Raw genomic sequence first — 25,276 nt, forward strand, 5'->3', positions numbered from 1 at the left:
CGTGAAAGAAGACAAGGCCCCCAAGAGCGAGCAGACCCGCACGCTCATCCTCGAAACCGCCCTCAAGCTCTTCCAGGAGCGCGGTTACGACAGGACGACCATGCGGGCCATCGCCAAGGAGGCGGGCGTCTCCGTAGGGAACGCGTACTACTACTTCGGCTCCAAGGAACACCTCGTCCAGGGCTTCTACGACCGGATCGCCGCCGAACACCAGGCGGCGGTCCGGCCCGTGCTGGACCGGGAGACCGACCTGGAGGCGCGGATGGCCGGGGTGCTGAAGGCCTGGCTGGACATCGCCGCGCCGTACCACGAGTTCGCGGCCCAGTTCTTCAAGAACGCCGCGGACCCCGAGAGCCCGCTGAGCCCCTTCTCCCCCGAGTCGGAGCACGCCCGCGAGGCGGCCATCGCCGTCCACCGGGAGGTCCTGGCCGGGGCGAGGGCCAAGGTCCCCGAGGAACTGCGCGACATCCTCCCCGAGTTGATGTGGCTCTCCCAGATGGGACTCGTCCTGTACTGGGTGTTCGACCGCTCCGAGGACCGGGAGCGCAGCCGCCGCCTCGCCGAACGCGGCGCCCGCCTCACCAGCCGCGGGGTCGCCCTCTCCCGCTTCCGGGTGCTGCGTCCGCTCGTACGCGAAGTGCACGAGCTGTTCACGGACTTCCTGCCGGGGATGGCCCAGGCGGCGGCCTCCCGCAAGGCGCACTGACCGGCGGCGGGGCACCGGCGGCCGGCCGGTGCGCGGCCGGCCCCCGCCTCCCCCGCCCGCGGCCCTGCGGCTCCGTGGCCGGGGAGCGGCAGGCTGTCACGCCTGGCGGGAAGCCAGTTCCACGACGGTGATGTCGGACTGCGCGCCGACCCGGACGGGCGGGCCCCACGCGCCCGCACCCCGCGAGACGTACAGCTGGGTGTCCCCGTACCGCTCAAGACCGGCGACGGTCGGATTGGCCAGGGCGGCGATGTGGTTGCCGGGCCAGAGCTGGCCGCCGTGGGTGTGCCCGGACAGCTGCAGGTCCACTCCGTGCTCCACCGCGTCGTGGATGACGACGGGCTGGTGCGCGAGCAGGACGCTGGCGCGGGTGCGGTCCCGGTCCCCCAGCGCCCGTACGAAGTCGGGACCCTGGCCCTCGCTCTCGCCCGCGACGTCATTGACCCCGGCGAGGTCGAAGCCGGCGATCTCGACGCGGTCGTTCTCCAGCGGCCGCAGACCGAGTTCGCGCACGTGCTCGACCCACTGCCCGGCGCCGGAGAAGTACTCGTGGTTGCCCGTCACGAAGAAGGACCCGTGGCGGGCCCGGAGCTGCGCCAACGGTTCGGCGGCGGGCCCCAGGTCGGCCACGCTCCCGTCGACGAGGTCACCGACGACCGCCACCAGGTCGGGCTGGACGGAGTTGATGGTGTCGACGATCCGCCGGGTGTGCGCGCGTCCGAGGATCGGCCCCAGGTGTACGTCGCTGACGACGGCGATCCGGAACCCGTGCGCGCTCCGCGGCAGTCTGGCCAGCGGCACCCGGACCCGCTTCACCTGCGGACCGCGCAGCACCCCGTAGGTCCCGTACCCGACGGTTCCGAGCGCGGCCACCGCGGCACCGGCGCCCACCACCCGTGAGACGAACAGCCGCCGCGAGAGGTCCCCCGAGGGGCCGGCGCCGGTGGTCCTGCCGGTTCCACCGTTCCCGTCGGCGGGAGCGGGAGCGGGAGCGGGAGGCGCCACGGAGGCCGCGGGCGCGGTCACCGTGTCCGTGCCGGTGTGCGTGCCCGTGTGCGTCGTGCCCGTCCCCGTGCCGTCCGGCGCCGCCACGGCCGGCATCCGGCCGCTGCCGGGGGCCCGGGCGGCCCGCCCCCCGGCCGCGGGGAGGGGCGGGGTGGCGGAAGTCTCCCCTGACACCCCGTCCGGCGACGCGCCGACCCTGCGCCCCAGCCACCACCGCAGCAGGGGCCGCACCGCCTCGCCCGCCACCAGCGCCAGCAGCAGGTACATCAGCACCGCCAGCCACAGGAACCCCGGCCACGCCAGCACCTGCTGCGCCCAGAACGGTGCGCCGGAGCGCCCCGAGACGAGCGCGCCCACCGCCAGCAGCGGCAGCACCACCGCCGCCACCGTGCCCGCCCGCCGGGCGGCACCACCCGGCACGGTCGTGTCGCGGACCAGCCGCCGCCACACGTACCAGTGCGCCCCACCGATCAGACCGACGGCCACCAGCACGCCCACGACGACACCCAGTACGGCACCCATGGTTATCCCCGGCTCCGCTCACGACGCAGGGCACGCACCCCACGCAACCCGATCACCCCGACGGCCGTCCCCAGAAGAAAGGACGTGACGGCGAGCAGCAGGTGCACCCAGAAGTACGTGGTCGGGTCACCCGCGTCGTCGAAGGCGAGCCCGCTGCCGTCCTTCCACAGGTTTTTGACGAAAGTGATCCAGATGAACCAGCTCCACACCCCGAAGGCGAGCAGGAACCAGGAGACGGGGCGGCTGAGCTTCATGAGCCCAGTATCGCCACCGTTCTCCGGCCTCCGCCGCCGGGGTGGGGACGCGGGCCCGGGCGCGTACACGGACACCGTCGCGGGCTCCCCCCGGCGGAGCCCGCGACGGGTGGTCCCCGCCATGTCCACATCCACACCGGCGCCCTGTACGTTCTCGATCGTGCCTGTCGTTAAAAGGACCGCTCTGACGGTTCTCTCCGCCGCGCTGCTGCCCGCACTCACCGCCCTGCCCGCGCACGCGGCGACCGCGGACGACAAGCCCGGCGCCAAGCAGCCGAAGCCTCCCGCCCTCATGTCGACGGTCGGCGGAGCGCGGCTCGGGCAGCCCGGTACGCAGGTGGAGCTCGGCCCGGACGCACCCGTCCTGCCGAAGGAGCTGAGCAGCCGGTCGTGGATCGTCGCCGACGCCGAATCGGGCGACGTGCTCGCCTCGCACAACGCCCACTGGCGGCTGCCCCCCGCGTCCACCCTGAAGATGCTCTTCGCGGACACGGTCCTGCCCCGGCTGCCCAAGACGCGGGTGCACAGGGTGACGGACGAGGAGCTGGCGGACGTCGGCGAGGGCAGCAGCCTCGTCGGCATCAAGGAGGACCACACGTACTCCGTCCACGACCTGTGGCTCGGTGTGTTCCTGCGCTCCGGCAACGACGCCGTGCACGTCCTGTCGGAGATGAACGGGGGGTGGGACAAGACCGTCGTGGACATGCAGAAGCACGCGGACGAGCTCCAGGCGCTGGACACCACCGTCGTCTCACCCGACGGTTACGACGCGAAGAACCAGGTCAGCAGCGCGTACGACCTGACGCTCATCGCCCGCAGCGGCATGCAGAAGAAGGACTTCCGCGAGTACTGCTCGACGGTGAGCGCCACGTTCCCCGGCGAGAAGAAGAAGGGGAAGGAGCGCGAGAGCTTCGAGATCCAGAACACCAACCGCCTGCTGACCGGCGACCTGGGGGTCACCCCGTACAAGGGCATCGCGGGCGTCAAGAACGGCAACACCACGCACGCGGGAGCGACGTTCACCGGTGTCGCGCAACGCGGTGACAAGGTGCTGCTCGTCACCGTCATGAACCCGTCCGCGAGCGAGGGCCACGCCGTCTACAAGGAGGCCGCCCGTCTCCTCGACTGGGGCTTCGCGGCGTCGGGGAAGGCCGCCCCGGTGGGCGAACTGGTGCCGCCGAAGTCCGCCAGGACCGGCCGGGGGGCGCCGCCGGCCAAGGGCAAGGGCGGCGACGGGGAGACCGCCGGCGCCGCGCGGGACACGACGACCCGGCTCGCGGCGACCGACGGCGGCGCCAGTGGCGTCGGCGCCGCGCTCGCGATCACGGGCGGTGCGCTGGTGGCGCTGGCCGCCGGGGTGTTCCTGGTCAACCGGCGCTGGCCACTGCCTGCCCTGTCGCGTCGCCGCCCGCGCCGCTAGCCGGCGCACCGGCGCCGGAGCCGGTCCCCTCTTCCTCCGCCCGTTCGCTGTCGTGCCGCGTCGCCGTCCAGGCGGCGCAGCACAGCAGCAGCTTCGCCGTGAGGTTGATCCACAGCAGCAGCGCGACGGGGACGCCGAACGCCCCGTACATGCTCTTCGCGGCGACGCCCTTCATGTAGCTGCCCAGCAGCAGCTTGAGCAGCTCGAAGCCGACCGCGCCGATGAGGGACGCCGTGATCAGCCGGTGCCTGACCGGGTGCACCCCCGGCAACAGGGTCAGGACGTACAGCAGGATCAGGAAGTCCGCACCGGCCGCGAGGGCGAGGGCGAGGATCTGCAGCAGCACGCCGCCCGCGCCGCTCTCGGAGAGGCCGGACCGCTCGGCGGTCCAGTCGACCGCCGTCGAACCGGCCGAGGAGGCCGCCCAGGACGCGAGCCCGATCGCGCCGAGGCCGCACAGCACCACGCCGTCCATGAGCTTGCGCACGACGGGGTTGCCCTCGTCCGTGCCGTCCAGGTCCCACACGGCCCGGAGGCACTCCCTCAGCGAGCCGACCCATCCGATGCCGGTGAAGAGCAGCAGGGCGCCGGCGACGAGGCCGATGGTGCCCGCGTTCTGCACGAGGGAGGCGAGGTCGAGCTGTTCGGAGATGCCGGGCACCTGCTCGGCGAGCTTGCTCTCCATGCGGTGCAGCTGCTCGTCGGAGAGCAGGGCCGCGCCGATCGAGGCGGTGACGGTGATCAGCGGGAAGAGCGCGAGGAAACTGATGAAGGTGATCGCGGCGGCCAGCCGGGTCCAGTGGACCCGGTCGAGCGTCTCGTACGTACGCCATGCGTGGGTGACCGCCAGCCGCGTCATGAACGGGCCGACGACGGGCAGGTTCTTCAGCCAGTCCATGACGTGCGTCTACCCTCCGCGGCGGGAAACAGCGCGCTTTCACCCGCTGGTGTCCCGCGTCGCGGCCGTACGGTCCGGCCGTGGGCCCCTCCCGGGGTCAGGACCTCAGCGAAGGCGCCGCGGGCTGGTCCACGGGCGAGTTCTGGGCCGGCACCACGCTCGCGGCACGGCCCCCGAACGTGTACTCGCGGAGCTTGCGCCACACGCCGTCCGCGCCCTGCTCGTACAGCGCGAAACCGGCGCAGGCCCACTGCGCCTCGTACGCGGAAAGCTCCTCGTACGCCCGGTCCATGCCCTCTTCGGAGATGCCGTGGGCGACCGTGACGTGCGGGTGGTACGGGAACTGGAGCTCGCGCACGAGCGGGCCCGACGCGTCCCGGACCCGCTTCTGGAGCCAGGAGCAGGCCGCCGCGCCCTCGACGACCTGCACGAAGACGACCGGGGAGAGCGGGCGGAACGTGCCCGTGCCCGACAGGCGCATCGGGAAGGCGCGCCCGGACGACGCGACCTGCGCGAGGTGGGCGTCGACGGCGGGCAGCAGTTCCGCGTCGACCTCGGTGGGCGGGAGGAGGGTGACGTGTGTGGGGATGCCGTGTGCGGCAGGGTCCCCGAAGCTCGCGCGCCGCTCCTGGAGCAGGCTGCCGTACGGCTCCGGGACCGCGATCGAAACGCCGAGCGTTACGGTCCCCACGTCGTTCTCCTCCGTCGTCGTCCGGTACGTCCTGTGGCGGTGGTGCGGTGTGCCTGTGTGCAGTGTGGCGGGAGCGCAGCCCTTGTGGCCAGAGTCCTTGGTCGGGGCACTGGTCCGGACCTTGGTCCCGGTCCGGACCGGCCGCTCGGGCTCAGTGCTTGGCGGGCAGCAGACCGATCTTCTCGTAGGTCTGGGCGAGGGTCTCCGCGGCGACCGTACGGGCCTTCTCGGCGCCCTTGGCCAGGATCGAGTCCAGCGTCTCCGGGTCCCCCAGATATTCCTGGGTGCGGGTCCGGAACGGCGTGACGAACTCCACCATCACCTCGGCGAGGTCCGTCTTGAGGGCGCCGTACATCTTGCCCTCGTACTTCTTCTCCAGGTCGGCGACGGTCTCGCCGGTGAGCGTGGAGTAGATCGAGAGAAGGTTGCTCACGCCCGGCTTCTCCACGGCGTCGTACCGGATCACGGTGTCCGTGTCCGTGACCGCGCTCTTGATCTTCTTGGCGGTCACCTTGGGCTCGTCGAGCAGGTTGATCAGCCCCTTCGGCGTCGACGCCGACTTGCTCATCTTGATCGCCGGGTCCTGGAGATCGAAGATCTTCGCCGTCTCCTTGAGGATGTACGGCGCCGGGACGGTGAACGTGTCGCCGAAGCGGCCGTTGAAGCGCTCGGCGAGGTCGCGGGTCAGCTCGACGTGCTGGCGCTGGTCCTCGCCGACGGGGACCTCGTTGGCCTGGTAGAGCAGGATGTCCGCGACCTGGAGGACCGGGTACGTGAAGAGGCCGACGGTGGCGCGGTCGGCGCCCTGCTTGGCGGACTTGTCCTTGAACTGCGTCATGCGGGAGGCCTCGCCGAACCCGGTGAGGCAGTTCATGACCCAGCCGAGCTGGGCGTGCTCGGGCACGTGGCTCTGGACGAAGAGCGTGCAGCGGTCCGGATCGAGGCCGGCGGCCAGCAGCTGGGCGGCGGCGAGACGGGTGTTGGCGCGCAGTTCGACGGGGTCCTGCGGAACGGTGATCGCATGCAGGTCGACGACCATGTAGAAGGCGTCGTGCGATTCCTGCAGGGCGACCCACTGGCGCACGGCGCCAAGGTAGTTGCCGAGGTGGAACGAGCCTGCGGTGGGCTGGATGCCGGAGAGCACGCGAGGACGATCAGAGGCCATGGACTCATTCTCTCAGGTGTGGAACCCCACTCGGTTCTCCGGTGTATCAAGAGAGTGAGGGCGCGGGAGGGGATCCTGGAGGGGGGCCGCATCGGCATCGGCGATGCTGCGGCGATCGCGCGCGTACGGTCCGGGGAGCCCGAGGCGTACGCGGAACTGGTGCGCGCCCACACCGGAATCGCGCTCAGGGCGGCGGTGGCCCTCGGAGCCGGTGCGGACGCGGAAGACGTGGTGCAGGCGGCCTTCTTCAAGGCGTACCAGTCGCTGGGACGCTTCAGGGAGGGCTCGGCCTTCCGGCCCTGGTTGCTGCGTATTGTCGCGAATGAGACGAAAAACACAGTTCGCTCCGCAGGGCGGCTGCGGGCCGCCACGGGGCGGGAGGCGGCGCTGCTCGGCGCCGGGCCGGTGATACCGGAGTCGGCCGACCCGGCGGCGGCGGCGCTGGCGGAGGAGCGGCGGGCGCTGCTGCTGGCGGCGCTGGGCGAGCTGAACGAGGATCAGCGCCGGGTCGTCACGTACCGCTACCTGCTGGAGATGGACGAGGCGGAGACGGCGGAGGCGCTGGGGTGGCCGCGGGGCACGGTGAAGTCCCGGCTGAACCGGGGGCTGCGGAAGCTGGGGCGGATCCTGCCGGGGCAGTGGGAAGGGCGGGAAGGGGGTGATGGGCATGGGTGAGAAGCACTCGGACGGGCTACCGGAAGGGCCCCGGAAGGAGCAGTGGCAGGAACGGCAGGAGGAGTTGCGGGAGGAGTTGCGCGGGCTGGGGCGGCGGATGGGGGTCCCGGACGTCGACGGGGCGACGATGGCCGAGCGGGTGCTGGCGCAGATCGTCACGGAGGCGCGGGCCGTGCCGGTGGCCGCCCGGCCCGCGGGGCGCGGTGAGCGGGCGCGGGCCTGGGCGCGGCGCAGGTGGCGGCTGCTGACCGCCGCCCTGTCCGGGCTCCTGGTCATGCTGGTGCTCACGCCCCCGGTGCGGGCGGCCGTCGCGGACTGGTTCGGCTTCGGCGGCGTGGAGGTGCGGTACGACCCGAATACCCCGCCGCCGCCGGGGCCGCCCGGCGGCGGGGCGCCCGGCTGCCCGGACGGGCTGACGGTGGCGGAGGCGGCGCTGCGGGCGGGCTTCGACCCGGTGCTGCCGCGCGGGCTGGGTGCGCCCGGCGCGGCCTCGGTCTCGCGCGACCGGCGGGTGCTGTCGGTGTGCTGGCGGGCGGACGGCGGCCGGACCGTGCGGATCGACGCGTTCAGGGCGGCCGTCGATCCGCTCTTCCACAAGTCGACGCCGGTGCCCGCCGAGTACACGGAGGTGCACGGACGGGCGGCCCTGTGGTTTCCGGAGCGTCACCGGCTGACGCTGCTGCTCGTGGACGGGGACGGCCGGCCGTACACACCGCAGGTCAGGGCGGCGGGACCGACGCTGCTCTGGCAGCGGTCCGGGGAGCTGACGCTGCGGCTGGAGGGGGTGGCGTCCCTGGAGCGCGCGGTGGAGCTCGCGGAGTCCGCCGGCTAGGGGAAGCCCGCGGGGCCCGCCGGAGCCGGGACCGCGAGGCCCCGGCCCGGCGGGGCCTCGTCGTCAACTCACCGGCGGGTGGGGGACGTCAGTCCGTGGGGAGGCCCGGCGCCGGGAAGGCGGCCATGAGGTCGGCGACCTCGGCGCGGATCGCCGTGAGCGCCTCCTCGTCACCGGTGCGGGCGGCGGTGACGCCCCGGTCGATCCAGCCGGCGACGGCCGGCATGTGCTCCGTGCCGAGACCGCGCGAGGTGAGGGAGGGGGTGCCGATGCGGACGCCGGAGGGGTCGAACGGCTTCCTCGGGTCGTACGGGACGGTGTTGTAGTTGACGACGATCCCGGCCCGGTCGAGCGCCTTCGCCGCCACCTTGCCCGGCACGTCCTTGGGGGTGAGGTCCATCAGGATCAGGTGGTTGTCGGTGCCGCCCGAGACCAGGTCGAAGCCGCGCGCGAGCAGCGCCTCGGCGAGCGCCTCGGCATTGGCGACGACCGCGTGCGCGTAGTCGCGGAAGGAGGGCTGGGCCGCCTCGTGGAGGGCGACGGCGACGGCCGCGGTGGTCTGGTTGTGCGGGCCGCCCTGGAGGCCGGGGAAGACCGCCTTGTCGATGGCCCTGGCGTGCTCCTCACGGGACATCAGCATCGCGCCGCGCGGGCCGCGCAGGGTCTTGTGGGTGGTCGTGGAGATCACGTCGGCGTGCGGGACCGGGGACGGGTGGGCGCCGCCCGCGATCAGTCCGGCGATGTGCGCGATGTCCGCGACGAGTACGGCGCCGGACTCGCGGGCGATCTCCGCGAAGGCCGCGAAGTCGATGGTGCGGGGAAGGGCGGTGCCACCGCAGAAGATCAGCTTCGGGCGTTCCTTGAGGGCGAGTTCGCGCACCTCGTCGAAGTCGATGAGCCCGGTGTCGGGGCGTACGCCGTACTGGACGCCGCGGAACCACTTGCCGGTGGCCGAGACGCCCCAGCCGTGGGTGAGGTGGCCGCCCATCGGGAGGGCCATGCCCATCACGGTGTCACCGGGCTCGGCGAAGGCGAGGTAGACGGCGAGGTTGGCGGGCGAGCCCGAGTAGGGCTGGACGTTGGCGTGCTCGACGCCGAACAGGGTCTTGGCGCGGGTGGTGGCGAGCAGCTCGACCTGGTCGATGTTCTGCTGGCCCTCGTAGTAGCGCCGGCCCGCGTAGCCCTCGCTGTACTTGTTCTGCAGGACGGTGCCGGAGGCTTCGAGTACGGCCTGCGAGACGTAGTTCTCGCTGGGGATCAGGCGCAGGGTGTCGGCCTGGAGCTGTTCTTCGGCGCCGACCAGTGCGGCGATCTCGGGGTCCGTGGCGGACAGGGCGGGGTGGCTGAGCGGGAGAGTCATGCCGTCCTCCGGGGCGAGCGGGTGTGTGACCGGTCGTGATCCCGGGGTGCCCAGGCGGGCGGCACCTCGTGCTGGGGTTCCCCGCGCGGCTTCCCCGCGGTCCGTTCCGCGTACGCCAGTCGCCGTGCGTACCGCCACCCTAGCGGCCTCGCCGCCGCGCATGGTTTCTTCGTCCGGCATACGAGCGACGATAGAAAGGGGCGTCGTTCCCGCCCCTCGCCGGATGGATTCGTCCCGACGATCGGAGACCCCGTGCCGACCACCCAAGCCGCCATCACCTCTGCGGAGGCGCACAGCGCGCACAACTACCGTCCTCTCCCCGTCGTCGTCACCTCGGCGGACGGTGCCTGGATGACCGACGTCGAGGGGCGCCGCTACCTCGACATGCTCGCCGGGTACTCCGCGCTCAACTTCGGCCACGGCAACCGCCGGCTCATCGACGCCGCCAAGGCGCAGCTGGACAGAGTGACGCTGACCTCGCGGGCCTTCCACCACGACCGGTTCGCCGAGTTCTGCGCGCGACTCGCCGAGCTGTGCGGCATGGACATGGTGCTGCCGATGAACACCGGGGCCGAGGCGGTGGAGACCGCCGTGAAGACGGCCCGCAAGTGGGGCTACAAGGTGAAGGGCGTGATGGACGGCACGGCGAAGATCGTCGTCGCGGCCAACAACTTCCACGGCCGCACGACGACCGTCGTCAGCTTCTCGACGGACCACGAGGCCCGCGCGGACTTCGGCCCCTACACGCCGGGCTTCGAGATCGTCCCGTACGGCGACCTGACGGCGCTCGACGCCGCGGTGACCGACAACACCGTGGCCGTGCTGCTCGAACCCATCCAGGGCGAGGCGGGGGTCCTGGTGCCGCCGGCCGGGTACCTGGCGGGCGTACGGGAGCTGACCCGCGAGCGGAACGTGCTCTTCATCGCGGACGAGATCCAGTCGGGTCTCGGGCGTACGGGCAAGACCTTCGCCTGTGAGCACGAGGGTGTGGTCCCGGACATGTACGTCCTGGGCAAGGCGCTGGGCGGCGGTGTCGTGCCGGTGTCCGCGGTCGTGTCGTCGGCCGAGGTGCTGGGCGTCTACCGGCCGGGCGAGCACGGTTCGACGTTCGGCGGGAACCCGCTGGCCTGCGCGGTGGCGCTGGAGGTCATCGCGATGCTGCGCACCGGTGAGTTCCAGGAGCGCGCCACCGAGCTCGGCGACCACCTCCACCAGAAGCTGGGGCTGCTGGTGGGCGGCGGCGCGGTGGAGGCGGTGCGCGGCCGCGGGCTGTGGGCGGGCATCGACATCGCCCCGTCGCTCGGCACCGGCCGGCAGATCTCCGAGAAGCTGATGGACCGGGGTGTCCTGGTCAAGGACACCCACGGTTCGACGATCCGGATCGCCCCGCCGCTGGTGATCAGCAAGGAGGACCTGGACTGGGGCCTCGACCAGCTCGGCGCGGTGCTGGAGGGCCGGGGGTAGGCGGGTCCGTGCCCGTGCGTCCGCCGCGGCGCCCCGCGGCGGACGCACGGGCACGGCCGGAGCGAGGTCGGACCGCGGTCAGGACGCGGGGCAGCGCACCGTGGGGTTCCACGGGTCGAACAACCCCTTCGGGTTGGTCTTGTACAGCCAGACGTGCAGGTCGTAGTGGATCGGCATGCCCGGCTCGTGGCCTTCCATCGGCCCGTCGAACTTCTGGCCGAACATCGTCGGGCGGTCGTCGTCCGTCCCGAGGTTCTGGTCACGGTCGACGACGAGGTACTCCACCCCCACCAGCTTCCGCTTCTCGCCCTTCGGCCCGGGCTCGTACAGCAGGGCCGCCGGCCGGGCCGGGTCGGTGGAGCCGACGTTCTTCTCGTTGACGTAGTGGTGGCCCATGGCGCCCACGTCCGGCAGGTCCGCGCATTCGTCGGTCCGCTTGAAGCCGTGCTGCACCGCGAGCGGCTCCCAGAGGTACTTGGCCGTCGCCACATAGGCCTTGGCCAGGTCGGCCTGCCTCTTCTTGTCCGTGTCCCGGCTGTCGCTCCCGGCTTGTGCCGGGCCGGCTGCCAGGGCCAGCGCGGAGACGACGGCGAGCGCGAGCGCTGCCTTGACGGTGCGTGCGGGCATGCGAACTCCTGGAGAGTGAGGGCCCGGCAGGTGCGCCGGGCCTGAGCGGGCCCACCCCTGGACCTCACCCCGGCCCACGTGAGCAGAGTGTCCTTCGGGGCGGCGCGCTGCACGCGGGGTGGCCCATTGGACTGACGCCCCGGCCCGCCGCCGGCCCTCAGAGAATGACGTGGGGCAGGAAGCGGGCGTACTCGTCCGTGACCAGACCCGACGACTCGCGGATGCCCAGACCGGCCGCCTCGTTCTCGACGACCCACGCTCCGAGCACCACGCGGTTGCCGTCGAAGTCGGGCAGCGGGGCCAGCTCCTGGTAGCAGAGGCGCTGTTCGCCCGCGGCCGGAGCGGGGGCCGTGCCCGGGGCGTGGACCGTGACGCCCGCGCCCTCGCGGCCGAGCAGCGGCTTGGCGACGTACCCGGGACCGTCGGCGGCGGCCAGTTCGCGGGGGCCGTCGAGGTAGGCGGCGAGCAGGTTCGGGTGGCCGGGGTAGAGCTCCCAGAGGATCGCCAGCAGCGCCTTGTTGGAGAGCAGCATCTTCCAGGCCGGCTCGATCCAGCAGGTGGTGCCGGTGCCGCCGCCGTTGTCGAGGGTGTCCAGGACGTGCGGGCCGAAGCGGTCGGTCGTCAGCCACTCCCACGGGTAGAGCTTGAAGCAGCTGCGGATGAAGCGCAGACGGCCGTCGACGAAGCGGCCCGAGAGCCGGTCCCAGCCGATCTGCTCGACGGACAGCGCCTCGGTGGCGATGCCGGCCTGCTGGGCGGTCTCACGCAGGTACGCCACCGTCATCAGGTCCTCGCCGAGCTCGTCTCCCTCCGAGTGGACGAAGTGCAGCGGCCCGGGCGGCAGGAGCGGCGCCTGGCGCCGCCAGGCTTCGACGAGCCGCTCGTGAAGGGAGTTCCACTGGTCGGCGCCGGGGAAGCGCTCCTCCATCCAGAACCACTGCGGGCTGGCCGCCTCCACCAGCGAGGTGGGCGTGTCGGCGTTGTACTCCAGCATCTTGGCGGGGCCCGTGCCGTCGTACCGCAGGTCGAACCTCCCGTACACGGAGGGGAGTTCGGCCCGTCGGTGCCAGGAGGCGGCGACGCGCGAGGCCAGTTTCGGGTCCGTGATGCCGAGGTCGGCGAAGCGGTCGTGCTCGACGATGTGCGCGGCGGCGGCCAGGCACATGGCGTGCAGTTCCTCGACGACCTCCTCCATCGCCTCGACCTCGGGCAGGGAGAACGCGTAGTACGCGCTCTCGTCCCAGTACGGGCGCAGCGACCCGTCGGGGAAGCGGGTCAGCGGATAGACGAGGCCCTGCTCCTCGACGGTCCGCTGCCAGTCGGGGCGGGGTTCGATCGTGTGCCGCTTCATCGGTGGGTACCCGGGGTCCCTGGAGATTCCACGGTCCGTCAGCCGCCGCCGGAGCCGGAGCCGGAGCCGAAGCCGCCCCGGTCGACCGCGGACTTGTCGAAGCTGCCGTCCGTTACCTTGCCGCTGCTGACGTGGCCGCCGTAGTAGTACCTGCCGGTGCCGTCGTCGTCGCACTTGTAGTCGGGCAGCACTTTGTGGGTCTTCGGGTCCACGCACCGCCGGTCGGGTTCCGAGCCGCAGGCGGTGAGCGTCGCCGCGAGGACGCCCATGCCGCCGAGCAGCACGGTGCCCGACCTCAGTTTGCGCCGTCGTACCGCCATGTTCCGGTCCCTTCCCCGCCGTTCGAACAGATCCTTCGGACCGTCCGACAGACTAGATGGCCCGCTTCCGCCACCGGAACCCGGTGTGTGTTCCCTTCCCCCCTAGAGTCGTTTTGTGCTCCTTGGGATGATCTGCGCTTTCTGCTCGGCGGTCTGCATCGGTACGGCCTCCGTCCTCCAGGCCGTCGCGACCCGCGCCGCGCGGCCCGGCACCGGCAGCGGAGTCGACGTGCGGCTGCTGCTGCGCTCCCTGCGCCAGTGGCGGTACGCCGTCGGTCTCGCCCTCTACGGCCTCAGCTTCACCCTCCAGGTCGTCGCCCTGCTCACCATCCCCCTCTACGCCGTCGAGGCGGCCCAGTCCGCGAGCCTCGCCGTCACCGCGGTGGCCGCCGCCCGTGTGCTGCGGGTCCGCCTCAGCCGTACGGAGTGGGGCGCGGTGGCCGCGGTCTGCGCGGGCCTGGCGGTGCTCGGGTTCTCCTCCGGCGCGGAAGGCGGAAGCGAGGGCCCGCCCGCCCTGCGGTACGTCCTCCTGGGCGTCGCGGGCGCCGTGCTGCTCGCGGGCGCTCCGGCGGGCCGCCTGCCCGGCCGGTCCCGCGCCCTGGTCCTGGGGCTCGGCGCGGGCACCGGCTTCGGGGTGGTGTCGGTCTCGGTGCGGCTGCTCGACGGCCTGACGCCTTCGGCGCTCGTCGCCGACCCCGCCGTGTACGCGCTGCTGCTGGCCGGCGGTGCGGCGTTCCTGCTGCTCGCCTCTGCGTTCCAGCGCGGTTCGGTGACCACGGCGACGGCGGGCATGGTGGTCGGCGAGACGGTCGGCCCGGCGGTGGTGGGCGTCGTCTGGCTCGGCGACCGTACGCGGGACGGCCTGGCGGCGGCCGCGGTCGCGGGGTTCGTGGTGGCGGTGGCGGGGGCGCTCGCCCTGGCCCGGTTCGGTGAGGCGTCGGTCGGCGCGGTGGCGCAGGAGACGGCCCCGGCCCCTTCCGCGAAAGACTGAGGCCGCCGTCCGTGAACTCGCGAGAGTGGTTTATCGTTCACCCTTATGTGGGGCGGAACGAGAAGCCGGAAGGCGTCCGCCGCACCCACACCCCCTACGGCCCCGGTCGGTCCCCCCGTCCGGCCGGGGCTCCCCCCCTCCGCCGGGCGCGAGCCGTCACTCACGGCAGCGCCCGGCACAGCGCGTCCAGCGCCCCCGCCCACGCGCTGTCCGGCGGTGTTCCGTATCCGATGACCAGGGCGTCCCGGTCCCGCTCCACCGACGGATGCCGGAAGCTGTCCACGCCGTACAGCGCGAGCCCCTGCCACGCCGCCGCCTGCACCACGGACGGTTCCGTGCCCGCCGGCAGTTCGAGCACCGCGTGCAGCCCCGCCGCGATCCCCGTCACCCGTACGTCCGGCGCCCGCTCCGCCAGCGCCGCCACCAGCTGGTCGCGGCGCCGCCGGTAGCGCAGCCGCATGGAGCGCACATGGCGGTCGTACGCCCCCGAGCCGATGAACTCCGCGAGCGTGAGCTGGTCCGGCGCGCTCGACACCCAGTCGACCGGGCCCTTGGCCTCCGTCACCTCCTCCACGAGCTCCTGGGGCAGCACCATCCAGCCCAGCCGCAGCCCCGGCGCGAGCGACTTGCTCGCCGTCCCCAGGTAGACCACGCGTTCCGGATCGAGTCCCTGAAGGGCGCCGACGGGCTGCCGGTCGTAGCGGAACTCCCCGTCGTAGTCGTCCTCCAGGATCAGCCCGCCCGTACCGCGCGCCCAGTCGACGGCTGCCGCGCGGCGGTCCGGATGCAGCGCGACCCCGATCGGGAACTGGTGGGCCGCCGTCAGCAGCACCGCCCCGACGCCCCGCAGCTCCCCCGGCTCCCCCAGCTCCCCGGTGCGCGAACCGAGCCCGTCGAACCCCAGCGCCGGGGTGCGCAGCCCCGCGTCCGTGAGCAGGTTCCGGTGGACGTCGAGGCCGTACGACTCCACCGCCACCTCCCGCACGCGGCGCTCCCTCAGCACCTTCGCCATGAGCCCCAGGCCGTGCGCGAAGCCCGAGCAGATGACGACCCGGTCCGGCGTGGCACGCACACCGCGCGCCCGCGCCAGGTACTCGGCGACGGCGGTGCGCAGCTCGACGCGCCCGCGCGGGTCGCCGTACCCGAAGGCCTCGTGCGGCGCGGCGGTCAACGCGCGCCTGGCCGCCTTCAGCCACTCGGCGCGCGGAAAGGACGCGAGGTCGGGGGCGCCGGGCATGAGGCTGTACGCCGGTGTGCGGCGGGCACCGTGCCGGGGCGCGGCGGCGGGCACGGCCCTGCGCGCGGCGGCCGGCCGGCCGGCGGCCCGCTGGGCGACATGTGTGCCCGAGCCCTGGCGGGCGGTGAGCCAGCCCTCGGCGACCAGGCCGGTGTACGCGTCGGCGACGGTGTTGCGGGCGACTCCGAGGTCGACGGCGAGCGAGCGGGAGGACGGCAGCCGGGTGCCGGGGGCCAGCCGTCCCGTGCGGACGGCTTCGCGCAGGGCGTCCATCAGGCCCGTGCGCAGCCCGCGGCCGCTCAGCTCGACGTGGAGGTCGACTCCGGCGGCGGCATCGGCGGTGACATCGGCGGCCGCCGCCGCATTGGCCCATGAATCCGTCACGGAAATGGACCATACCGGTGGGCCGACGCCCCCGTAGCGTCGTCCCCATGAGCACAGAGACGAGCACAGGCCCGACCACGGGCGCGAACGCCACGGCCACCGAGTACGCCCACGAGCACACGCCCCGCCTGCAGTGGGCGAAACTGGCGCCCGAGGTCTACAAGGCCATGCTCGCGCTCGAGATCGCGGCGAAGAAGGGCCTCGACCCCGTCCTGGTCGAGCTGGTCAAGATCCGTGCCTCGCAGATCAACCACTGCGCCTTCTGCCTCGACATGCACTCCAAGGACGCGCTCGCCGCGGGCGAGACGGTCGAGCGGATCATCCAGCTCGCCACCTGGGAGGAGTCCCGGCACTTCTACACGGAGCAGGAGGCCGCGGCGCTCGAACTCACCGAGGCCGTGACCGTCCTGACCGAAGGGGCCGTCCCCGACGAGGTGTGGGAGAAGGCCGCCGAGCACTTCGACGACGTCCAACTGGCCCAGCTGACGGCCGTGATCGCGGTCATCAACTCCTGGAACCGGTTCGGCGTGACGACCCGCATGGTCCCGGGCCACTACACCCCGGGCGCCTTCAAGCGCTGACGCACGGCGAGGGGCCCGCCGCCCGTACGGGAATGCCCGTACCGGCAGCGGGCCCCTCGCCCCGCCCCGGATGCCGCTCACTTCTCCGGCATCCAGGCCCTCCACGTCGGCTCGTTCGCCTTGACCCACTTCTCGGCCGCGGCCTCGGGCGCCATCTTCTCGTCCGCGATCATCAGGGCGACCTCGTTCTGCTGCTCGGTCGTCCACCTGAAGTTCTTCAGGAACTCCGCCGCCTCGCCGCCGTTCTTCGCGAAGTCCGCGTTGAAGAACTTCTGGAGCGGCGTCTCCGGGTAGCCGCAGGCGATCTTCTCCGGGACGGCGTCACAGCCTTCCTTGTACTCCGGCAGCTTCACCTCGACCATCTCGATCTCGGCGTTCAGCCACTGCGGCGTCCACCAGTACGTCAGGAACGGCTTCTTGGCCTTGGCGTACTTCTGCATGGCCGTGATCTGGCTGGCCTCGGAGCCGGCGTAGGTCGTCTTCAGGTCCAGGTTCAGGTTCTTGATGAGCGCGTCGTCGTTGGTGACGTAGTCGGGCGATCCCTCGAGGATCTCGCCCTTGCCGCCGCTCTCCGCGGTCCGGAAGTCCTCGGCGTACGTGTTGAGGTTCTTCCAGTCCGTGACGTCCGGGTGTTTGTCGGCGTAGTACTTCGGCACGAACCAGCCGATGTGCCCGGTGACACCGAGACCGCCGCCCCTGACGACGGTCTTCTTGGTGTCGACGTACCGCTTCTCCTCCTCGGGGTGGCCCCAGTCCTCCAGGATCCCGTCGATGTTGCCCCTCGACAGCGCGTCCCACGCGAGGACCTCGCCCATCTGCTGGGTCTTGACGGTGTAGCCCAGCTCCTCCTCCAGGAGGTACGCCGCCACAGCGGTGTTGGCCTGGGCCCCGACCCACGACGGGACGGTCAGCCTGACGGTCTTCGCGCCGTCGACGACGCTGCTCCTGCCGGTCTCGGCGGCTGTGCACCCGCTGAGCGCGAGCAGCCCGAGGGCGGCGGCGCAAGCGGTGGCCGTACGGAGTTTCCGCGTGTTCGTACGCATGGTGAGGGGGTCTCTCTTCTCTGGCGGGGCGGGCGGCGGAGGGGCGGGCGGTCAGCCGTGCGAGCGGGAGCGGGCCGCGCCGGGCTGGGTGAGCCGGTCGAGCACGAGCCCGAGGCAGACGATCGCCGCTCCGGCGGTCACGCCGACGCCCATCTCGCCGCGCGAGAGGCCCTTCACCACGTCGTAACCGAGCGCGCCGCCACCGACGAGGCCGCCGACGACGACCACCGCGAGCACCAGGACCACGCCCTGGTTGACGGCGAGCTGGAGCGCCGGGCGGGCCAGCGGCAGCTGGACCTGGAGGAGCTGCTGGCGGGAGCTCGCGCCCATGGACCGTGCGGCCTCCAGCGCGGACGGGTCGACGTCCCTGATGCCCTGGGTGGTGATGCGGACGACGGCGGGCAGCGCGTACACGACGGCCGCGATGATCGCGGACGCGCGCGTGACGCCGAACAGCGCGACCACCGGGATCAGGTACACGAACTGCGGCATCGTCTGCATCGCGTCCAGCACCGGCCGCATCCACCGCTCGAAGCGTCCCGCCCGCGCCGCCGCGACGCCGAGCGCGAAGCCCAGCAGCAGCGTCACGACGAGCGCCGCGATCACCTGGGAGAGCGTGTCGAGGGACTCCGTCCATACGCCGAGCACGCCGACGGCGCCCATCGCGAGCGTCGAGGTGAGCGCGGTCGCCCACGACCCGGCCAGCCACGCCAGAGCGGCGACGAGCAGCAGCAGCGCCCACCAGGGCAGCCAGACCAGGCCGTCGCGCAGCGGGTTGAGCACCCACAGCGTGAAGTTCTCCGACCAGACATCCGTGCCGCCGAGGACCGGGACGCCCGAGGCGAGGTGCTCGGTGACCCAGCCCTGGGCCCTGTTGACGGGCGTGGAGACGTCGTACGTCCAGCCCTGCGGCCAGGTCCGCGCCGACAGCGCGCGGCCGGCCACGGCGGCGGTCGCGGCGGCCGCCGCGACCAGCGACCAGCCGCGCCACCCGTGCAGCAGCCGGGAGGCACCCGGCGTGGAAGTGCCGAGCCGCTCGCCCGCCGCCGCGGTCGTGCGGTCGAGCCAGACCGCGATCAGCACGATCGGGATGCCGGCCGAGAGCGCCTTGCCGACGTCGACCGTGGACAGCGCCGAGTAGACCTCTTCGCCGAGACCGCCGGCGCCGACGAGCGCCGCGATGACGACCATCGAGAGCGCCATCATGATCGTCTGGTTGAGGCCGAGCAGCATCTCCCTGCGGGCCAGCGGCAGCCGCGCCGTCCACAGCCGCTGCCATCCGTTCGCGCCGAGCGAGGACGAGGCCTCCAGGACGCCGGCGTCGGCGCCGCGCAGACCGAGCGCCGTGAGGCGGGCCATCGGCGGGGCGGCGTAGATGACCGTGCAGAGGAGGGCCGCGGGCGTACCGGTGCCGAAGACGAGCACGAACGGCAGCAGGTAGGCGAAGGCCGGCATGACCTGCATCGTGTCGAGCACCGGGCGCAGCATCCGGTGGAAGCGGTCGGAGAGGCCGGCCACGAGTCCGAGCAGGATGCCGAGTACGCAGGCGAGGCCGACCGCCACCACCATCAGCGCGAGGGTGAGCAGGGTGGCGTTCCACATGCCGAGCAGCCCGCAGACGGCGAACACGACGGCCGCGGTGCCCGCCGTCTTCGCGCCGCGCCGGCCGAGTCCGGCGGCGCGCCACGCGAAGAGCACCGCCAGGGCGGCGAAGCCCGGCCAGCCGAGGGCGTTCAGGGCGGTGTAGACGGCGCCGACCGCGTCGGTGGCGGTGTTGGAGAGGTGCAGCAGGAAGTACAGGAACAGCGGGTGGGTGTCGCGGTTGTCGATGACCCACAGGTTGGCGTCGTCGAGCGGGCCCGACACGTCGACGGTCAGGCCGGCGGGCCAGCTGCCGCCGCCCCCCAGCACGATGCCGAGCGGTACGAGCACGAACGCGGCGGCGGTGAGCGCGAGCAGCTTCCGGCCGGCCCGGTGACGTACGACAGCGGCGAACCGGCCCAGGGCGGGCCCCGCCGTCGCCCCGTCCTTCACGGGCGCGGTGACGGCCGCCGTCATGCGGCGACCGCCTTCGTCGTGCCCAGGCCCGCGACGACGGCGAGGAGCCCCTGGTGGTCGACGATGCCGACGCAGTGTCCGTTCTCCATGACGCGGGCGGGCTCGCCGGTGCGGGCGACGGCCTCGATGGCGGCCGAGACGGTGGCGTCGGGGGAGACGGACGCGCCGGTCTCGGTCTCGCGCGCGTCTCCGGCGGGGCGCATGGCCGTGCGTACGGTCATGACCTGCTCGCGCGGTACGTCGCGCACGAAGTCCCTTACGTAGTCGTCGGCGGGCGCGCCGACGATCTCCTCCGGGGTGCCGAGCTGCACGATCCGGCCGTCGCGCATCAGCGCGATCCGGTCGCCGAGCCGCAGTGCCTCGCTCAGGTCGTGGGTGATGAAGACCATGGTGCGGCCCTCTTCGCGGTGCAGGCGGACGACCTCTTCCTGCATGTCGCGGCGGATCAGCGGGTCGAGGGCGCTGAACGGTTCGTCGAAGAGCAGCACTTCGGGGTCGACGGCGAGGGCGCGGGCCAGGCCCACCCGCTGCTGCTGCCCGCCGGAGAGCTGGCCGGGCCGGCGCTCCCCCATCCCCGCCAGGCCGACCTTCTCGACGACCTCGGCGGCCCTGGCGCGCCGCTCGGAGCGGCCCATGCCCTGGATCTCCAGGCCGTAGGCGACGTTGTCGAGGACGGTGCGGTGCGGCAGCAGGCCGAAGTGCTGGAAGACCATGGAGGCGCGGTGGCGGCGCAGTTCGCGCAGCCGCGTCCGGTCCATGGACAGGACGTCCTCGCCGTCGATGACGACGGTGCCGGAGGTGGGCTCGACGAGGCGGGTCAGGCAGCGTACGAGGGTGGACTTGCCGGAGCCGGACAACCCCATGACGACGAAGACCTCCCCCTTGCGCACGTCGAAGGAGACGTCACGCACGGCGGCGGTGCAGCCGGTGCGGGCCCGCAGCTCGTCGGCGGGCAGGTCGGCGTACTCCTTGTGCGCGGGTACGCGGTCGGCCTTCGGCCCGAAGACCTTCCACAGGTTCTGTACGGAGAAGACCGGTTCGGCGGCGGTCATCACGCATCACCTCCCGGTGCGGTTGTCGGAGCAAGCAGTTCGGCGCACTTCTCCCCGACCATCAGGACCCCGATCATCGGGTTCACGGCGGGCATCGTCGGGAAGACGGATGCGTCGGCGATGCGGATTCCTTCGAGTCCACGGATCCTCAAGTCCGGTGCCACTACGGCACCTTCGTCCTCGCGGGCGCCCATGCGGCAGGTGCCCGCCGGGTGGTACACGGTGTGCGCGACCTTGCGGGCGTACTCGCTGATGTCCTCGTCGGAGATGACCTCGGGGCCGGGGCAGACCTCGCGCTTGAGCCACTTCGCCAGCGGCTCGGCCTTGGCTATCTCGCGGGCGATGCGGATGCCGTCGACGAGTGTCCGGGCGTCGTAGTCGTCCTCGTCCGTGAAGTAGCGGAAGTCCAGGGCGGGCTTCACGGCCGGGTCGGCGCTGGTCAGGAAGAGCCGGCCGCGGCTGTGCGGCTTGGGGATGTTCGGGGTCATCGACACGCCGTGCTCGGGCCGCTCGTAGCCGAGGCGCTCCGGGTTGTCGGTGAACGGGATCTGGTAGAAGTGGAACATCAGGTCCGGGCCGCGGCTCGCCGCGTCACGCCGTACGAACAGGCCCGCGTCGGAGTCCATCGCCGAGTTCTCGGGGATCGGCCCGTCCGTCTCCCAGACGATGACCGACTCCGGGTGGTCGAGCAGGTTCTCGCCGACGCCGGGCAGGTCGTGCACGACGGGTATCCCGAGCCCTTCGAGATCGGCCTTCGGGCCGATGCCGGAGTGCAGCAGCAGCCGCGGGGTGTCCACCGCGCCCGCGCACACCAGCACTTCGCGGTCCGCCTCGACGAGCACCTCCTCGCCGTCCTTCGTGCGGACGCGGACACCGGTCGCCCGGGTCCCGTCGAACTCCAGCCTGTACGCCCAGCTCTCCAGCATGAGGTGGAGGTTCGGCCGGTCGAGGAAGGGGTGCAGGTACGCGACCGAGGCGGACGAGCGCTTGTTGTCCTCCGGGTGGTACGCGAGGTCGAAGAAACCGACGCCCTCGTGGAAGGGCTCCTTGTTGAACCCCTCGACGCGCGGCACGCCGATGGCGCCCTGCGCGGCGTCGACGAAGTCGCGGGCGATGGCGTTCCGGTCCCTCTCGTCGACCGGCACGATGTTGTTGCGCAGCTTGTGGAAGTACGGCGCCATGGAGGCGGCGTCCCATCCCTCGGCGCCGGCGGCCGCCCACTCGTCCCAGTCGGACGGCAGTGGCTGGAAGGCGATGAGGGTGTTGTGCGAGGAGCAGCCGCCCAGGACGCGGGCGCGGCTGTGCCGGATGTGGGAGTTGCCGCGTGGCTGCTCGGTGGTGGGGTAGTCGTAGTCGAGCTCACCACCCAGCAGGCCCATCCAGCGGCGCAGCGTGAGGACTTCGGGGCGGTCGACGTCGGAGGGACCGCCCTCGATGACGGCGACGCGGACGGACGGGTCCTCGGTGAGCCGGGACGCGATCACCGAACCTGCGGTTCCGCCGCCGACGACGACGTAGTCGTATACGGGCATGGGTTGCTGCTCCTCTTCGTGCGGGGCGCCACAAAGTGCTGTCGCGTAATGGGGACGGGGGGACGGGTGGGCCGGCCACGTCGGGCCGGGCCGGGTGTCAGCCCGCGAACCAGCGCACCGGGCGCGGTTCCAGGTTCTGGTAGACGTGCTTGGCCTCGCGGTACTCGGCGAGCCCGGAGGGCCCGAGCTCGCGCCCGATGCCCGACTTGCCGAAGCCGCCCCACTCCGCCTGCGGCAGGTAGGGGTGGAAGTCGTTGATCCACACGGTGCCGTGCCGCAGCCGCCCCGCGACGCGCCGCGCGCGCCCGGCGTCGGCCGTCCACACACCGCCGGCCAGGCCGTACTCGGTGTCGTTGGCGAGGGCGACGGCCTCGTCCTCGGTACGGAAGGTCTCCACCGTCAGGACCGGCCCGAAGACCTCCTCGCGTACGACGCGCATCTCGCGGTGGCACTGGTCGAGGACGGTCGGCGCGTAGAAGTACCCGCCCTCGGGCCGTACGTCGGACGGTTCGGGCCGCGCGCCGCCGGAGCGCAGGACCGCGCCCTCCTCCAGCGCGGAGGCGACGTACATCTCGGTCTTCGCCAGCTGCTGCGCGGAGACGAGCGGCCCGCACTCCACGCCGTCGGCCGTGCCGCGGCCGAGGCGGATCTTCGCGGCCCGGCGGGCGAGTTCGGCGACGAAGCGCTCGCGCACCGACTCCTCGACGATGAGCCGGGAACCGGCCGAGCAGACCTGTCCGCTGTGGATGAAGGCGGCGTTCAGGGCCTGGTCGACGGCGGTGTCGAAACCCTCTTCGGTCGCGCAGGCGTCGGCGAAGACGACGTTGGGGTTCTTGCCGCCCAGCTCCAGCGCGACCTTCTTGACGGTGACGACGGCGGCCCGCATCACCTTCGTACCGCTGGCGAGGCCGCCCGTGAACGACACGAGGTCGACATCGGGGTGCTCCGCCATGCGCGCGCCGACGGGGTCGCCCGCGCCGGTGACGAGGTTGGCGACACCGGCCGGAAGTCCCGCCTCGGCCAGCAGCTCGATGAGTGCGACGGTCGTCAGGGGAGTGATCTCGCTCGGCTTGACCACGAAGGTGTTGCCCGCGGCCAGGGCCGGGGCGATCTTCCAACTCACCTGGAGGAGCGGATAGTTCCAGGGCGCGATGAGTGCGCAGACGCCGACCGGCTCGTGCACGACGACGCTGTGGATCTCCGGCGACCCGGCGTCGACGACCCGGCCGCCGCCCTCGCCCACGACGAGGTCGGCGAAGTAACGGAAGGCGTCGCTCACGCAGTCGACGTCGATCCGCCCCTCTTCCAGCGTCTTCCCGGCGTCACGGCTCTCCAGGAGGGCGATCTCCTCGCGGTCCCGCTGGAGCAGCTCACCGACGCGCCGCAGCAGCGCGGCCCGCTCGGCCACCGGGGTGCGGGGCCACTCGCCCGAGTCGAACGCCGCACGGGCCGCCGCCACCGCGGCGTCGACGTCCGCGGCGCCGCCCTCGGCGACGACGGCGAAGGGCTTGGCGTCCGCGGGGTCGATGATCTCGCGCGTGGCACCGGAAGCGGCCGCCTGCCACTTTCCGTCCACATGAATGGTCTGTTGTACCGACACGTCGCGTTTCGCCTTCCGTTCCCGATATGTTCCGCCAGTGAAGACCGGCGATCGGGAGCCCTCCCCCCCAGGGCGAAAACCATGCACAGAACATGGCCGAAAGTGCCCTGCGTCACGAACGTTATGTAACAAAGCCGATCAAAAAATGTCAGCCAGGGCGAAGTGACGGCCGTTTCCTCCGCCGCGCGGGCGAACGCCTCGGCCCGGGCCGCAGCCGGCCGAGGGGGGCACGCCGTCGGGAGGCACGGGCAGCGTGACGCCGTGCACGACACCGGGCACGACAACGCCCCCGGCGGCCGGTCGGACCGGCTGCCGGGGGCGTCGGCGCGTATCCGCGGAACGCGGAACGCGGGAAATCAGATCAGGCCGAGCTCGCGCACCGCGTCGCGCTCTTCCTTGAGCTCCTGCACCGACGCGTCGATGCGGGCACGGGAGAACTCGTTGATGTCCAGGCCCTGGACGATCTCGTACTTGCCGTCCTTGCAGGTGACCGGGAAGGAGGAGATGAGGCCCTCCGGGACGCCGTAGGAGCCGTCCGACGGGATGCCCATCGACGTCCAGTCGCCGGCCGCCGTGCCGTTGACCCACGTGTGGACGTGGTCGATGGCGGCGTTGGCCGCCGAGGCGGCCGAGGACGCGCCGCGGGCCTCGATGATCGCCGCGCCGCGCTTGGCGACGGTCGGGATGAAGGTGTCGGCCAGCCACTGCTCGTCGTTCACGGCCTCGGCGGCGTTCTTGCCGGCGATCTCCGCGTGGAAGATGTCCGGGTACTGGGTCGCCGAGTGGTTGCCCCAGATGGTGAGGCGCTTGATGTCGGAGACCGGGGCGCCGGTCTTCTTCGCGAGCTGCGACAGCGCGCGGTTGTGGTCCAGGCGGGTCATCGCGGTGAAGCGCTCGGCCGGTACGTCCGGGGCCGCGGCCTGCGCGATGAGCGCGTTGGTGTTGGCCGGGTTGCCGACGACGAGGACCTTGATGTCGTCCGCGGCGTTGTCGTTGATGGCCTTGCCCTGCGGCTTGAAGATGCCGCCGTTGGCGGACAGCAGGTCGCCGCGCTCCATGCCCTTCGTACGGGGACGGGCGCCCACGAGGAGGGCGACGTTGGCGCCGTCGAAGCCGACGTTCGGGTCGTCGGTGATCTCGATGCCCTGGAGCAGCGGGAAGGCGCAGTCGTCGAGCTCCATGGCGGTGCCCTCGGCGGCCTTCAGGCCCTGCGGGATCTCCAGGAGACGCAGCTTGACCGGCACATCCGCGCCGAGCAGGTGGCCGGAGGCGATGCGGAAGAGCAGCGCGTAGCCGATCTGGCCGGCCGCGCCGGTGACGGTGACATTCACGGGAGTGCGGGTCATGGCGATCTCCGTAAGACAGCTGGCGGTGGGGGTCCCTGCCCCTCGTTGCTGGACATCCCCGGCACGCCCCGACTCCGGCGCCGGTCCGGCGGCTGAATCTTGACGTGAAGAGATATCCAGCGGTCAGGCTATCCGACCCGGGGGGCGACGATCTCCCGCCCC

At 72.3% G+C, this 25,276-nt stretch carries 23 protein-coding genes and 1 riboswitch; of the genes, 7 read left to right on the forward strand and 16 right to left on the reverse strand.

Going from position 1 to position 25,276, the window contains the following annotated elements; genetic code table 11:
* The first annotated feature begins 1 nt into the window (after window position 1).
* Window positions 2-706, forward strand: a complete 705-nt coding sequence (locus BN1555_RS12310; protein ID WP_093803358.1) for a TetR/AcrR family transcriptional regulator — start codon at window positions 2-4, stop codon at window positions 704-706.
* A 96-nt stretch (window positions 707-802) separates the two neighbouring features.
* Here BN1555_RS12310 and BN1555_RS12315 read toward each other — a convergent pair whose 3' ends face one another.
* Both BN1555_RS12315 and BN1555_RS12320 read right to left on the reverse strand, forming a co-directional pair.
* Entirely contained in the window at window positions 803-2,233 is a 1,431-nt protein-coding gene (locus BN1555_RS12315; RefSeq protein WP_093799435.1) for a metallophosphoesterase, read from the reverse strand.
* 2 nt (window positions 2,234-2,235) lie between these two features.
* Window positions 2,236-2,487: an SCO4848 family membrane protein gene (locus tag BN1555_RS12320; protein ID WP_093799436.1), complete on the reverse strand. Its 252-nt coding sequence runs from the start codon at window positions 2,485-2,487 to the stop codon at window positions 2,236-2,238.
* A gap of 160 nt (window positions 2,488-2,647) precedes the next feature.
* Between BN1555_RS12320 and BN1555_RS12325 the strand changes: the two genes are divergently transcribed.
* Window positions 2,648-3,907: a D-alanyl-D-alanine carboxypeptidase family protein gene (locus BN1555_RS12325; protein WP_369688968.1), complete on the forward strand. Its 1,260-nt coding sequence runs from the start codon at window positions 2,648-2,650 to the stop codon at window positions 3,905-3,907.
* Here the strand turns inward: BN1555_RS12325 and BN1555_RS12330 are convergent.
* The 3 genes from BN1555_RS12330 to trpS form a co-directional block, all read right to left on the reverse strand.
* Window positions 3,855-4,805, reverse strand: coding sequence for a YihY/virulence factor BrkB family protein (locus BN1555_RS12330; RefSeq protein WP_093799437.1), 951 nt, complete (start codon window positions 4,803-4,805; stop codon window positions 3,855-3,857). The two genes, BN1555_RS12325 and BN1555_RS12330, sit on opposite strands and share 53 nt — an antisense overlap.
* A 97-nt stretch (window positions 4,806-4,902) precedes the next feature.
* The gene (locus BN1555_RS12335; protein WP_093799438.1) at window positions 4,903-5,496 is read right to left on the reverse strand and encodes a 2'-5' RNA ligase family protein; all 594 of its coding nucleotides are present in this window, start codon (window positions 5,494-5,496) and stop codon (window positions 4,903-4,905) included.
* A gap of 151 nt (window positions 5,497-5,647) precedes the next feature.
* The gene (gene trpS, locus BN1555_RS12340) at window positions 5,648-6,661 is read right to left on the reverse strand and encodes a tryptophan--tRNA ligase (RefSeq protein ID WP_093799439.1); all 1,014 of its coding nucleotides are present in this window, start codon (window positions 6,659-6,661) and stop codon (window positions 5,648-5,650) included.
* Window positions 6,662-6,715: 54 nt separating this feature from the next.
* On the opposite strand from trpS, the gene BN1555_RS12345 reads away from it, so the two are divergent.
* The gene (locus BN1555_RS12345) at window positions 6,716-7,336 is read left to right on the forward strand and encodes an RNA polymerase sigma factor (RefSeq protein WP_093799440.1); all 621 of its coding nucleotides are present in this window, start codon (window positions 6,716-6,718) and stop codon (window positions 7,334-7,336) included.
* The gene (locus BN1555_RS12350; protein WP_255306011.1) at window positions 7,329-8,168 is read left to right on the forward strand and encodes a hypothetical protein; all 840 of its coding nucleotides are present in this window, start codon (window positions 7,329-7,331) and stop codon (window positions 8,166-8,168) included. Before BN1555_RS12345 ends, BN1555_RS12350 begins: the two co-directional genes overlap by 8 nt.
* A gap of 88 nt (window positions 8,169-8,256) precedes the next feature.
* Here BN1555_RS12350 and glyA read toward each other — a convergent pair whose 3' ends face one another.
* Window positions 8,257-9,528: a serine hydroxymethyltransferase gene (glyA, locus tag BN1555_RS12355; RefSeq protein WP_093799441.1), complete on the reverse strand. Its 1,272-nt coding sequence runs from the start codon at window positions 9,526-9,528 to the stop codon at window positions 8,257-8,259.
* Between the two features lie 41 nt (window positions 9,529-9,569).
* Window positions 9,570-9,661: riboswitch (ZMP/ZTP riboswitch) on the reverse strand.
* A 119-nt stretch (window positions 9,662-9,780) separates the two neighbouring features.
* Between glyA and rocD the strand changes: the two genes are divergently transcribed.
* Complete coding sequence (gene rocD / locus BN1555_RS12360) at window positions 9,781-10,992, forward strand: ornithine--oxo-acid transaminase (RefSeq protein ID WP_093799442.1); 1,212 nt, start codon at window positions 9,781-9,783, stop codon at window positions 10,990-10,992.
* A 78-nt stretch (window positions 10,993-11,070) separates the two neighbouring features.
* On the opposite strand, the gene BN1555_RS12365 is transcribed toward rocD, so the two are convergent.
* The 3 genes from BN1555_RS12365 to BN1555_RS12375 all read right to left on the reverse strand — a co-directional run bounded on the left by BN1555_RS12365 (window position 11,071) and on the right by BN1555_RS12375 (window position 13,290).
* On the reverse strand, window positions 11,071-11,619 hold the full coding sequence (locus tag BN1555_RS12365) for a hypothetical protein (protein WP_093799443.1): 549 nt from the start codon (window positions 11,617-11,619) through the stop codon (window positions 11,071-11,073).
* A gap of 157 nt (window positions 11,620-11,776) precedes the next feature.
* Window positions 11,777-12,970, reverse strand: coding sequence for a glutathionylspermidine synthase family protein (locus BN1555_RS12370; RefSeq protein WP_093799444.1), 1,194 nt, complete (start codon window positions 12,968-12,970; stop codon window positions 11,777-11,779).
* 38 nt (window positions 12,971-13,008) lie between these two features.
* A complete protein-coding gene (locus BN1555_RS12375) occupies window positions 13,009-13,290 on the reverse strand; it encodes a hypothetical protein (RefSeq protein WP_093799445.1) in 282 nt (93 codons plus the stop codon).
* Window positions 13,291-13,417: 127 nt separating this feature from the next.
* Here BN1555_RS12375 and BN1555_RS12380 point away from each other — a divergent pair, with 127 nt between their 5' ends.
* Window positions 13,418-14,281: a DMT family protein gene (locus BN1555_RS12380; RefSeq protein ID WP_093799446.1), complete on the forward strand. Its 864-nt coding sequence runs from the start codon at window positions 13,418-13,420 to the stop codon at window positions 14,279-14,281.
* Between the two features lie 160 nt (window positions 14,282-14,441).
* On the opposite strand, the gene BN1555_RS12385 is transcribed toward BN1555_RS12380, so the two are convergent.
* Window positions 14,442-15,821 carry a MocR-like pyridoxine biosynthesis transcription factor PdxR gene (locus tag BN1555_RS12385; protein ID WP_255306406.1) on the reverse strand — a complete coding sequence of 460 codons (1,380 nt, stop codon included), beginning with the start codon at window positions 15,819-15,821 and terminating at the stop codon, window positions 14,442-14,444.
* 128 nt (window positions 15,822-15,949) lie between these two features.
* Between BN1555_RS12385 and BN1555_RS12390 the strand changes: the two genes are divergently transcribed.
* Window positions 15,950-16,483: a carboxymuconolactone decarboxylase family protein gene (locus BN1555_RS12390; RefSeq protein ID WP_093799447.1), complete on the forward strand. Its 534-nt coding sequence runs from the start codon at window positions 15,950-15,952 to the stop codon at window positions 16,481-16,483.
* Between the two features lie 77 nt (window positions 16,484-16,560).
* Here the strand turns inward: BN1555_RS12390 and BN1555_RS12395 are convergent, their stop codons facing one another.
* From BN1555_RS12395 to BN1555_RS12420, 6 genes are all read right to left on the reverse strand, one after another.
* Window positions 16,561-17,526: an ABC transporter substrate-binding protein gene (locus BN1555_RS12395; protein WP_093799448.1), complete on the reverse strand. Its 966-nt coding sequence runs from the start codon at window positions 17,524-17,526 to the stop codon at window positions 16,561-16,563.
* 51 nt (window positions 17,527-17,577) lie between these two features.
* Window positions 17,578-19,584 (reverse strand): ABC transporter permease subunit, encoded by a 2,007-nt coding sequence (locus BN1555_RS12400; RefSeq protein ID WP_093799449.1) that lies wholly within the window; start codon window positions 19,582-19,584, stop codon window positions 17,578-17,580.
* Window positions 19,581-20,636 (reverse strand): quaternary amine ABC transporter ATP-binding protein, encoded by a 1,056-nt coding sequence (locus BN1555_RS12405; RefSeq protein WP_093799450.1) that lies wholly within the window; start codon window positions 20,634-20,636, stop codon window positions 19,581-19,583. Before BN1555_RS12405 ends, BN1555_RS12400 begins: the two co-directional genes overlap by 4 nt.
* A complete protein-coding gene (locus BN1555_RS12410) occupies window positions 20,636-22,168 on the reverse strand; it encodes a GMC family oxidoreductase (protein WP_093799451.1) in 1,533 nt (510 codons plus the stop codon). Before BN1555_RS12410 ends, BN1555_RS12405 begins: the two co-directional genes overlap by 1 nt.
* Before the next feature lie 97 nt (window positions 22,169-22,265).
* Window positions 22,266-23,768: an aldehyde dehydrogenase family protein gene (locus BN1555_RS12415; RefSeq protein WP_093799452.1), complete on the reverse strand. Its 1,503-nt coding sequence runs from the start codon at window positions 23,766-23,768 to the stop codon at window positions 22,266-22,268.
* A gap of 356 nt (window positions 23,769-24,124) precedes the next feature.
* Entirely contained in the window at window positions 24,125-25,114 is a 990-nt protein-coding gene (locus tag BN1555_RS12420) for a malate dehydrogenase (RefSeq protein ID WP_093799453.1), read from the reverse strand.
* Window positions 25,115-25,276: the final 162 nt, after the last annotated feature.

This window comes from Streptomyces sp. Wb2n-11 (assembly GCF_001049855.1).
In the GTDB taxonomy this organism is placed as follows: domain Bacteria; phylum Actinomycetota; class Actinomycetes; order Streptomycetales; family Streptomycetaceae; genus Streptomyces; species Streptomyces altiplanensis.